The 11,722-nt window shown below is 41.5% G+C and carries 7 protein-coding genes and 1 pseudogene; 6 read left to right on the forward strand and 2 right to left on the reverse strand.

The window, feature by feature from the left end; translation table 11 throughout:
- Window positions 1-128 precede the first annotated feature (128 nt).
- The 3 genes from EIP89_RS11060 to EIP89_RS11070 all read left to right on the forward strand — a co-directional run bounded on the left by EIP89_RS11060 (window position 129) and on the right by EIP89_RS11070 (window position 3,900).
- Window positions 129-1,562, forward strand: a complete 1,434-nt coding sequence (locus tag EIP89_RS11060) for a TolC family protein (RefSeq protein WP_124398749.1) — start codon at window positions 129-131, stop codon at window positions 1,560-1,562.
- A 77-nt stretch (window positions 1,563-1,639) separates the two neighbouring features.
- Window positions 1,640-2,356 carry a VIT1/CCC1 transporter family protein gene (locus tag EIP89_RS11065; RefSeq protein ID WP_124398750.1) on the forward strand — a complete coding sequence of 239 codons (717 nt, stop codon included), beginning with the start codon at window positions 1,640-1,642 and terminating at the stop codon, window positions 2,354-2,356.
- A 212-nt stretch (window positions 2,357-2,568) separates the two neighbouring features.
- Complete coding sequence (locus EIP89_RS11070; protein WP_124398751.1) at window positions 2,569-3,900, forward strand: alkaline phosphatase D family protein; 1,332 nt, start codon at window positions 2,569-2,571, stop codon at window positions 3,898-3,900.
- A 19-nt stretch (window positions 3,901-3,919) separates the two neighbouring features.
- On the opposite strand, the gene crcB is transcribed toward EIP89_RS11070, so the two are convergent.
- Together crcB and EIP89_RS11080 are read right to left on the reverse strand one after the other, a co-directional pair.
- Window positions 3,920-4,294 (reverse strand): fluoride efflux transporter CrcB, encoded by a 375-nt coding sequence (gene crcB, locus EIP89_RS11075; RefSeq protein WP_124398752.1) that lies wholly within the window; start codon window positions 4,292-4,294, stop codon window positions 3,920-3,922.
- The gene (locus tag EIP89_RS11080) at window positions 4,270-8,760 is read right to left on the reverse strand and encodes a translocation/assembly module TamB domain-containing protein (RefSeq protein WP_124398753.1); all 4,491 of its coding nucleotides are present in this window, start codon (window positions 8,758-8,760) and stop codon (window positions 4,270-4,272) included. The genes crcB and EIP89_RS11080 overlap by 25 nt, the downstream gene beginning before the upstream one ends.
- 19 nt (window positions 8,761-8,779) lie before the next feature.
- Here EIP89_RS11080 and tsaD point away from each other — a divergent pair, with 19 nt between their 5' ends.
- The 3 genes and pseudogenes from tsaD to EIP89_RS11095 form a co-directional block, all read left to right on the forward strand.
- Window positions 8,780-9,805, forward strand: coding sequence for a tRNA (adenosine(37)-N6)-threonylcarbamoyltransferase complex transferase subunit TsaD (tsaD, locus tag EIP89_RS11085; RefSeq protein ID WP_124398754.1), 1,026 nt, complete (start codon window positions 8,780-8,782; stop codon window positions 9,803-9,805).
- Between the two features lie 554 nt (window positions 9,806-10,359).
- Window positions 10,360-11,415 (forward strand): tRNA preQ1(34) S-adenosylmethionine ribosyltransferase-isomerase QueA, encoded by a 1,056-nt coding sequence (gene queA, locus EIP89_RS11090; RefSeq protein ID WP_124398755.1) that lies wholly within the window; start codon window positions 10,360-10,362, stop codon window positions 11,413-11,415.
- 7 nt (window positions 11,416-11,422) lie between these two features.
- Window positions 11,423-11,596: pseudogene (locus tag EIP89_RS11095) on the forward strand (C1orf53 family protein); the annotation flags it as partial.
- Window positions 11,597-11,722 lie beyond the last annotated feature (126 nt).

Genomic DNA, 11,722 nt, shown 5'->3' on the forward strand with positions numbered 1-11,722 from the left:
TCAAATCGAAATCACTACACCCAAGACGAAAGAAACCATTAGCAAAGTAATCCTTTTAACAGAGGAGCAAAAAAAAGTAGCTTCAATCTTCAATTTTGGGTGTTAAAATGCGGAAGTCAGGAAAAAGAATGAAAAAGCTTTTTAAAACAGCTCCACTTATAATCATAGCCCTGCTTGTGTTGATTTCAGGGTGTATGCCTTACAAAGATGCTTTTAAAGCACCTCATCCAATTTTGCCCAACAGTTTTGGTCGCTCAAGTGCCGACAGTGCGGATGTAGCATCGCTCTCCTGGCGAAACTATTTCGGCGATCCTCACCTCATTGCGTTGATTGATACAGCCCTGAAAAACAATCAGGAGCTCAACATCGTAATGCAAGAAATAGAAGTTGCAAAAAATGAGGTGAGAGCGCGAAAAGGGGAGTATTTACCCTTTGTAAACATCGGTTTGGGCAGCGGTTTAGAAAAAGAAGGCCTCTACACGCGCAAAGGAGCTATTGACAGTCAGCTATCCATTAAAGATGGCAAACCCTTTCCGGAGCCGCTTGGCGATGTGAATGTGGCAGCATTGGCACGTTGGGAGCTCGACGTGTGGCAGAAGTTGCGCAACGCCAAACGTTCGGCAGCCATGCGTTACTTGAGTACAATAGAGGGCAGAAACTTTCTTGTAACCCATCTGGTGGCTGAAATCGCAGAAGCGTATTATGAACTTGAGGCCCTCGACAATCTTCTCGAAATTGTAGAACAAAACATTGAAATTCAGGAAAATGCCCTCAAGGTGGTACGGCAACAAAAGGATGCAGCCAAAGTAACCCAGCTCGCTGTGAACCGATTTGAGGCACAATTGCTCAATACGCGCAACTTGCAGTACGAAATTCGGCAGAAGATCACAGAAACCGAAAATAAAATCAACTTTCTAACCGGCCGTTATGCGGGTAGAGTATCGAGAAGTTCAACCAGCTTTTTACAAGAAAAAATCGACAGCATACAAGCCGGCGTACCTGCACAATTGCTGCAAAATAGGCCCGACATTCGGCAGGCTGAGTACGAACTGCAAGCCGCTAAACTCGATGTAAAGTCAGCCCGAGCGAATTTTTATCCTTCTGTAGGCATACGGGCAGCCACGGGCTTTCAGGCATTTAATCCTGCTTTCCTGCTCAATCCGGAGTCGATTCTCTACAATGCGGCAGGTGATATACTTGCTCCTTTTATTAACAGAAATGCCATTAAAGCCTTGTACAATACGGCTAATGCCAAGCAGCTGCAGGCTGTATATCGATACGAACAAACAGTGCTCAATGCCTATGTGGACGTTCTAAATCAATTGGCCAAATTGGAAAACTATTCGAACAGCTATCAAACGAAAGAAAAAGAGGTTGAGATTCTGAATCACTCGGTGCAAATAGCTAACTCGCTATTTAATTCCGCCCGAGCAGATTATGCGGAGGTTTTGCTCACTCAGCGCGAGGCTCTCGAAGCTCGTCTTGATTTAATTGAAGTTAAGTTGAAATTGCTACAAGGCAAAGTAAATATTTACAGAGCTTTAGGTGGTGGATGGAGGTAATAAGTTTCTTATGATTGGGTTTCAAAAAAGGTGTTCATTCGGACACCTTTTTTGTTTTATTTTACCCAAAAAATTTGATGGAAAACTCTCAAAAAGTCACACTTGACAATTATTTAGAAAGTCACTTTATCCATCGCAGCAATTGGCTCAGGGCTGCAGTACTAGGCGCCAACGATGGGATTATCTCTATTTCGAGCTTGGCTGTGGGCGTCACTACTGCCAGTGCTACTCGAGAAACCATTTTGTTGGCCACTTTGGCAGGATTAGTGGCTGGTGCTCTATCGATGGCAGCCGGTGAATATGTGTCAGTGAGTTCGCAAACCGATATCGAGCGGGCTGACATAGAGCGCGAAAAGCAGGAACTCGAAAAATACCCTGAAACTGAACTCAAAATACTAGCTCAGATTTACGAAAAACGCGGCTTGTGTAAAGAAACCGCCATGCTTGTGGCCAAAGAACTCACCCAAAAAGACGCCCTGGCTGCGCATGTGCGCGACGAGTTGGGCATTACAGAAACCAGTCAGGCCAATCCAATACAAGCAGCCTTAGCATCAGGAGCGGCTTTTACTGCGGGTGGCATGTTGCCTTTGCTTGTCACCATTTTTGCCCCATTATCTTACATGGAGTTTTTTCTATACGGTTTTACTGTGTTTGCTTTGGTTATTCTGGGTGCCCTATCAGCCATTACTGGAGGAGCAAATGTGATGCGTGCCGTAGTGCGCATTGTGGTGTGGGGCACTATTTCAATGGGTCTTTCAGCTTTGGTAGGCTACCTCTTTGGTGTGAATGTTTAAATCGTTTGATTTTAAAAAGCTTGCTCATCTTAATGATGGGCGTCTTCGTTTTTTAAAACATGGAAATCTTAAAACCATAATTTCCCCTTTTTTAACAAGCTTGCTCTTTAAAGTGTCGCTCTCCCTATTCTGTTTAAATTTTTGTAAACACAAAAGAATCGCGATATAGTCCAATATTTTTGAACTTGAAAATTTAAAAAACTCAGTTTTCAATGAAAAAACTTCTCATTCTATTTCTGTTTTCAGCTACTTTTCTTTTAAGTGGTCAAAAAAGTACCACTCTAGCGGTAGGCGATTGGATCAATGCAGGCCCTATGTTGGGATACGTGCACATGAAAGAAGCTCACCTCTGGATTCAAACAAAAAAAGCTGCTAAAGTGTCGCTCAGGTATCGAGTGGAAGGTGCTCCATCATGGACAACTACACCTCTTATTGAGACTCAGTGGCATACAGCATTTACAGCAAAGTTTATCCTCGACGATGTTTTGCCCGGTCGCACGTATGAGTACCGTGTCTTGATTAATGGAAATGAAGTTTCATTCAGCGAACCTTTGAAGTTTTCAACCCTTACCGACTGGCGCTACAAACAAGACCCACCTGAATTTACCGTATTGGCAGGCAGCTGTTCGTATTTCAACGAAGAATCGGCCGATCGCCCCGGGAAGCCTTATGGAGGAGATTATCAAATCTTTGAACACATGGCCGATAAAAAAGCAGATCTCATGCTATGGTTAGGCGATAACGTGTATACCCGCCCGGTAGATTACGGCAGCCGTCGTGGATTTTTGCATCGATATACGCACGACAGATCTTACCCACAGTTGCAGCGCTTCTTGCGTACGGGCAGCCACATCGCCATTTGGGACGACCACGACTTCGGACCCAATGACGCCAATGGTTCTTACGTGGGCAAGTCCTGGGCACACGAGGCTTTCCGCCTTTTTTGGGCTAATCCGCCCTTTGTAAATTTTGGATGTGAACAGTCAACGGCCAGTGCCTTGGAATTCAACGACGTTCACATCTTCCTGCTCGACAATCGATCCTTTCGCACAGAAGTGATGAACAATGGCAAAGACCAAATTTTCGGCAGGGACCAACTTGATTGGTTAATCAATAACCTCAAGTATTCTGATGCACCTTTTAAATTGGTATGTGCTGGCGGACAAATCTTAAGCGATGCAAAAGTGTTTGAAAACTTTGCCAACTACGAACAAGAGCGAGCTTATTTGCTTCGCAGAATCGAAGAGGAGAACATCAAAGGTGTCATATTTCTGACCGGAGACCGCCATCACAGCGAAATATGTGTGATGAAAAACGGAAAGGGCAATACCCTTTACGACATTACTACATCGCCACTCACAAGCGGAGCAGTTACTAAAAAGGTGGAAGACAACAGCTTTAGATTGCCCGGTAGCCTCATTCAGCAGCGGAATTTCGTCGCTTTGAAATTTTCAGGTCCATCAAAAAAACGAACACTTGAAATCACGTATTTTGATTCAAACGGGCAGCAAATTTTTTCATATACTGTAAGAGAAAACGAGTAAAATCAGAGATAAAAATTTGCTACTTTCCTAAATAATACCCAAAAATACAGGCACCTAAACCCAAGATAATGCTGGAGAAAATGTATAGTAGGGCAGGGCCTGTTTGTCCTGCTTTTAGCATCAGCATTATTTCCTGAGAAAAGGACGAAAACGTCGTAAATCCTCCCATGATACCAGTGGCCAGAAAAATTCGGCTGGTATCAGAAATAATGTCTTGCTCCCAGGCAGATAAGATTAAACCGATCAAAAAAGAGCCAGCTATATTAACGAGAAAGGTGCTGATCGGATATCCTACTTTTGAGGCTAATTGCACGGCTACGGATACAAGATATCTCGAAGCTCCGCCGATAAAGCTACCTGCTCCGGTGATTAGCGCATACTTGATTGTTTCCATTCGTTTGCTTTTTTCGGATAATAGATCGATGGTGAGTCAGCCGAAGTATCCGGCTCTTCGAATTGAAATTCTCTGTATTTCCTGGTTCTACGGAAGCCGAGAAGATCGTAGTACCAAGAATCAAAATTGGTTCGATAGGTAATACCCAGGCCTTGTGCATAGTCGCCGACTTGTTCCAGGCCAATCCTATTCTGAAGTGAGCGGTTAAAAGCCTTGGCTCTCAGCTTGCCATCTGAAGTAATGAGGTACTCGAGCTCAACATCGCCTGCAAAGTCATTACGACGTGTACTTCCGGTGTTTTGCTGGGTGGATAGATCAAAATTTGTGTTGATTACAAATCGATCATTAAAGAGTGTGGTAGAAATACCGAGCTCGAGGTCTTGTTGCTGATTTGTACTGCCTTGCTGGCCTTGAAGATTGGTTTGGCTGTAACCAAGGCGAATATCAACCCCTTTAATGCGCTGGGCAAGCAAGTTAGATATTTGAGAAACGAAAGCATCGTACACTAAAGTGGCACCAGTCGAAGAAGTACCTACTGCAAAATCATCTGTCACAAAGCTGTTGAGCAATAGTAGTGAAAATGCCTGACGGGTCAATTTGTCGCGATCGGCCAGCGCATTGTTGATTTCCGTTTGAACCATTGGAGCCGCTCGAGGCACCTTGATGTCAAAAGAGATTTCGGGCTGAAACATTACCCCTGTGATTTTAAGAAGCAAATCGACCTGAGTGCGCGTGTTCAAATAGCGTTCGTCAGTCAATAGTCCTCTAAGGGTAGTGCGTGTGGTGTAGCGTGTGGTAATATCGAGATTAGCCGCTAGCGGATCACCAGTAAAGGTGATGGTACTGCCTGGCTCTATGAGAAATTTGCGCGATACCAGGCCCTGGAAATTGAAGTTATAAACTCCCTTGTTGATCTGGTAACTACCCACAAGACTAATGTTTCCTGACGGTGGTACGGTCAAGGACAATCTTCCTTGACCGTTTGCGCGCATCATGTCGTTGTATCGATCGTCGAGTATTAGTTGTGCTTCGGCATCGGGTGTTACATCGATGGTAAATCGGAGGGTTAAACCACCAAAATTCAATTGCGTCTTTTCTGTTTGTTTTTTATTGTCTTTCTGTACAAAGTTTACAAACGACAATCTGCCTACTTCCGTTGGATTGTTGAGAGGCAAAGCGAAAAGAGTTCCTTTTTCTGTTCGAACGTTTACCTCGATCACTGGCTCATCCGTTGGACCAGTAATAGTGATTTTTCCTGTAACATAGGCCGTCCCGTAATAAAGATCACCCGAAGTTGCATTTGTGTTGAGCGCCAAAAATTTATCTGCATCAATACTTATGTCGAACCTAAAGTCTGTGAAATCACGGTGAGTAATCCGGCCATTCATCACTGCTCTGCTGGCAGTTTTTGTGTCGCGAATAGTCATTTCTGATATCACTATTTCTTTGTTATTCATAGTTACTGTAGGCGAACCTTCGAAGTTGTAATCCGTGCCGAGCATGGGTATCGTTAGGCCAAGGTTGGGAAAAGTGAGCTTTCCAGCAATATCAAAAGCTTTTGTCCGACCTTTTACACTTATATCACCGTTTACTGTACCTCTTAAATTTTGTACAAATTCACCTAAAATAGGTGCAAGTGCATTTACCCGAAATCGATTGGTTGTTACCTTTAAATCTACTTCAAGTTCTCCTGTAGTTGATACCACCCCTGCTACTTCAAATGTCTTTAATTGTCCACGCTGAATATGGCTTTTTACTTTCATCTTTTTTGTCATCAAATCCCAGTCAGACGACAAGTAAAAATCACCCTGAAAACTTCCATTAATGTACATGGAATCAATTTCGAAATCAGCAGCAAATTTGGGTTCATTAAATAGGTCGTTGACTATAATTTCTCCTTGCATTATGCCATCGAGCTTCGAATTAAAAGGCTTGAGGAAAATATTGAATAAATCGATTCTAAAATTATCCAGATTTATACGTAGTATTTCATAAGGATTTTTTGAGATAATTCCATTTGCAAAAAAGGATCTTGGTCCGTTGATAATATGAAAATTTGTAATGCTGATTTTATCAGGTTCAAAGTCAAAATAATTGTTTTTATTGATCACAAACATTTCATTTCCAATATTGAATTCAGAACGGTCGAAGTGCAATCTGTAATGGTTGTATTCGTTTTTTACAAGCCAGCCATCAATATGGCCGTGGCTGCCGAGAGAGTCAATCCATGTCCATAGCAATTCAAAGGCGTTAGAATCAGGTGTATTTACAATCTGAAATTGGATAGAGTCTATAACTAAATCGTCATATTTCGAATTGTAAGCGTTTAATAAGGCTTCTACTGAGTTTTGATTGGTGTGTTTTATCTGGCATTTAATATTTCCTGTGTGTATGTCTTTATATTTAATTCCTTTACTAGTGAGTGTAGCTGATACGTGTGTATTAGCACCATTGAATTCTGCAAGTAGAGTAGTTTTTGGTTCGATAGTTAAATTGTTGATGTAAAGTAAATTAAAAAGCGCATCAAGATTATCTGTTTTAAATTCTAAGGTGAAGTAGTCTTCTGAAAATGTATTTTTTTCCTTGTCCGATTTGCCAAGTCGGACGTTCAACCATTCTTCAAAATATTTATTTAAGTCTAAGAGCTTATACTTTCCTGACAGATTGAAATTAGCCACATCCGATTTTAGCTCCAAATAACTTTTATTTTGAAGAGTATTTGAAAGGATTTTAATACTTTCAAAGTGGTAATATCCCAAAGTATTTTCAGCAAAAATATCGTTAATTAAAATATTTCCTGAAGGGTTTTTTACTTCTGAAAAATCGATTATGCCAGTAGTTGTAAAACTCAGATTGGTAATGCTATCTTTTGTCCAATGTAATGCTAAGGGATTAGAGTGATTTAATTTAAAAAGAAATTCTGTAAATGTATTATTGCTAATTGCTCTATAGTGTATATCAGCAGTGAGTGAAATATTTGGATCATCTATAGTTAATTTTCCATTGTAATCATTTTGATTTAGTGTAAAATTCGAAAGAGTAATGTTTTTATATGTGTAATTATTGAAAAATAAATTTTCAATTTTACCCGAACTTTCAAGGTGCAAATCATCGCTTGAAAGGCCATTTCCTTTGACAGAGAATTTTCCAGTAGCACTTCCAAGAGTATTTACACCAAATAATTTTCCTAAATGTACATTTTTTATTTCTAAATTACCTGAATATTCTGCTATTTTATTTGTCTTATCGAATTGTATATTTCCGTTTATTTCCTCTCCTTTTTCAAAATATATATTGAGATTTGACGCGAATTGATCGGGTGTACCATCAAATAGGCCTTTCACTGTAAAAAGAAGTTCTCTTTGTAGCACTTCGGGCACAATGGTATCAGTAAAAAGATGTACAATTTGTGCTCCTTCTTTTAGTTGCGAAGACAAGGTGGCTATTCTTGTTGAAATTTTTACATTTTCTGGAGTTGAAATGGCGTTTTTTAATGTAACAATTCCATCAAGCGAAGTAAAGTTTCCGATATTAATTGGATTTGCAGTGATGGTAAAATTGTTTAAAACTCCAGAAAAATTACCGTTGAGCTCTACATCTGGTAACTGAGGAAATTTTGGTAAAAGTGTTCTAAGCTCGGCTATGTGAACTTTCGTCTTTCTGAAATCGACGGCTATGTGCACTTGATTTTCAAAATCAGCGAAGTCATTGGGGTGCATGTATTTCAGAGTGGCATCCAAGTCGAGCTCACTGGAATCGGTTACTGCGCGCAGATCGAGAGCTGAAATATGGTCGTCAGCATATGTGAAACGTCCTTCGAGGTGATGTACGCTAAAAAACTGGTCATCAGTTCCAAAGGCTTTTACCAGGCGGGTACTTATGCTATCGGGCGAGAGTTGAAAGTTTCGGAAACGCAAGTGAGCATTGTACACCTTAAAGGCAGGAAGTTTTGGATTGTTGAAGTCTATTCTGCGAAATCTGAGCTTATCGAAGTGTATGTCATTGATTTTTAGTGCAAAAGTGCTTTTCTGAGCTGTGGTGTCGCCGGAGTCTAATTTTTCCAAAAACCTCATAAAACCATTCACACTGTCGCCGACAGGTGTATGCAGATAATAATGTGTACTGTCGAAGTATACCTTTGATAGAGCGATCTTCTGAAAATCAGAAGATATATGTGCGAACGATGCCCTGAAAGTATGAATGTAAATGACTGTATCGCCTTGATCATCAAACAATACGGCATTACGTAAGCCGATTTGATTTGGAAAAATGATTTGAAATTTATCGATTTTTACTTCGATATTTTTATTGTTTTTTAACCATTCTGTAGCCTTTTTAGCTAAAAAGGTTTGTACAAATGGGTTAGCGAGGAGCAAAGCGAGAACTACCCCAAAAATTGCCATACCTTTGGCCAATTCTAGGATGATGCGCAGTGTGCGAAGGCCGATATTTCGGAGTTTGCTCAATCGCTTTGATATTTAAAAAATGAACGAAAACATCTACATACTTGGTATTGAAACATCGTGCGACGACACTTCAGCCGCTGTGCTCAAGGGGCGCAAAGTTCTTACCAATATTGTATCTTCCCAAAAAATTCACGCAAACTGGGGTGGAGTAGTGCCCGAACTTGCCTCGAGGGCACATCACCAGAGCATCGTGCCTGTGGTGGATTTGGCATTGCGCCAGGCTGGTATCGATAAGTATCAACTCTCGGCAATCGCTTATACGCGCGGACCTGGTCTTATGGGCTCGCTCCTGGTGGGGGCCACCTTTGCGCGGGCTATGGGTTTAGGCCTTGGAATTCCCGTGATACCGGTACATCACATGGAGGCACACATTCTGGCGCACTTCATCGATGACCCCGATATGCATTCGCCGGAATTTCCGTTTTTGTGTCTTACCGTATCGGGCGGGCATACACAGCTGGTATTGGTGAATGGATTTCTCGACATGAAAGTAATCGGTCAAACTACCGACGACGCTGCCGGAGAGGCTTTTGATAAAATTGCAAAAATCCTTGGACTGCCATATCCCGGCGGTCCATTGATTGACAAACTTGCTCAGCATGGCAATCCACACGCTTTTCGCTTCGCCAGGCCTGAAGTGCCAGGATTCGATTACAGTTTCAGCGGGCTAAAAACTTCTGTTTTATACACCCTAGAAAAATTTCAGAAAGAAGATCCCGATTTCATTAAAAAACATTTAAACGACATATCGGCCTCCGTGCAACAGGCTATCGTTGATACGCTTTTGAAGAAAGTTAAATTGGCATTAGATGAAACAAAGTGTAAGCATTTGGCGGTGGCCGGTGGAGTATCGGCAAATTCTGGATTAAGAAAAGCGTTATCATCCCTGGCAGAATCGATGGGTGTTTCGCTCTATGTGCCTAAGCCATCGTATTGTACCGACAATGGAGCGATGATAGCCATAGCTGGATATTATTACTACACCAGTGATACAATGCGCACAAGCTTTCTAAATCCCGTGGCTCGCTGGCAGGTGGGCTCTTAATGCGCTGACTTTTTAGGGATTGAAAAAAGATATGGTACATCGCAACGTGTTCAACATCATTGCTCTCAGCTCTTCCTAGTTAATTACCTTTTCTATCCTAAATGTGCAGATTTTTATCTATTTCTCAAGAAATAGATGCCAGTTCGATCGTATAACCTTTCTGCATCGATTCGGCCCAAGTAATTGCTTGACCGATCTCAGAACTTCAGGTAAGACATTTTACCCAGATAGCGACCGAAAGAGTCAAACATTTTATCGCCGTCAATTCTTCCAATATATCTGCCAATTTTATCATAGACTTTGCCATTGTCAATGCGCACTAAATAGTTTCCCTTTTTATCGTATAACCTTTGAGCTAGTGTAAAGACTGTCGATGTGAATAGATAAAAATCAGCAGAATTTTAAACTGCTTTTCATTGAAAATTTGCAGAAAATTTTAATAAAAATATGTAAAACAGCGACCATGTTCCCATTTAAATTTTTAATTTCTAATTAATTACATTTAAGCTATGAAATTTATACCTTCGCGCCCTTAAATTCAAAGCCCGTAAGCAATGAAATTCAAGCTCTCAAACTTTAACTACAAACTCCCTAAAGAACTTATTGCCAACCGACCAGTACCCCATCGCGACGAAAGCCGTCTGATGGTGGTTCATCGCGATACAGGAAAAATCGAACATCGCATCTTCAAAGACATTCTGGATTACTTCGAAGAAAAGGACCTCTTTGTCCTAAACAATACAAAAGTTTTTAAAGCACGTCTTTACGGATATAAAGAAAAAACGGGCGCACGCATCGAAGTATTTTTACTTCGAGAGCTCAATGCAGAAACTCGATTATGGGATGTACTTGTAGATCCTGCCCGGAAAATTCGAATTGGCAATAAAATCTATTTTGGCGAAGATGAAAATCTGGTAGCTGAAGTCATAGACAATACCACAAGTCGCGGCCGTTCTATTCGATTTTTGTTTGATGGAACGTACGAAGAGTTTCGCAAAAAGTTGGTGGATCTCGGCCATATGCCCATTCCCAAGTATTTGCAGCGCGAAGCCGATGAAGAAGACGAAGAGCGCTACCAGACCATCTATGCAAAGGTAGAGGGAGCAGTGGCAGCACCTGTAAGTGGCTTGCACTTCAGTAAGCAGCTGCTCAAGCGCATGGAGATAAAAGGTGTAGAGACGACCGAAATTACTATGCACGTTGGTCTGGGCACCTTCAAACCGGTAGAGGTAGAAGACCTCAGCAAGCACAAGATGGACAGCGAGCAAGTGTGGATTTATCCTGAAGCTGCCAAAAAAATCAATGAGGCGCTTGATCAAAACCGCAAAGTGGTAAGTATAGGTACTACCACCCTCAGAGCACTCGAAAGTTCGCTAACTACTGAAAACCGAATTATTCCCTTTAACGGTTGGATCAGCAAGTTTATCTATCCGCCTTATACTTTCAGATTACCACTTAAGCTGGTTACAAATTTCCATGCTCCTATGTCCACTATACTCATGCTCAAAAGTGCTTTTATGGGTCATGAGCTGATGATGGAGGCATACCATACAGCCATTAAGGAAAATTACCGCTTCCTGAGCTATGGCGACGCTATGTTGATACTCTGAAAAACGGATGATAAAGCGCAGACCATTCAGCGAGCTCAAGGAGGGCGAAGACTACTATAAAACGCCTGAAGGCTACATCGTGTACACTGAAAAGTACCACCTTGAGCGCGGCTATTGCTGCCAAAGTGGTTGTCGCCACTGTCCCTATGGATTCAATAAACTGACGGGAAAATTTGATAAACAAAAAAGAAGGTGTCCAAAAAGTAAAGGACGCCTTCTTTTTTATTTTGATAAAACCCTTAATTGAAGTAAATTAGAGCCATCATAGACATTTTAAGTGAGGCGAGTAGTCTTTAAACAGCAACCC

It is taken from the genome of Thermaurantimonas aggregans, from assembly GCF_003851885.1.
Classification (GTDB): Bacteria; Bacteroidota; Bacteroidia; order Flavobacteriales; family Schleiferiaceae; genus Thermaurantimonas; species Thermaurantimonas aggregans.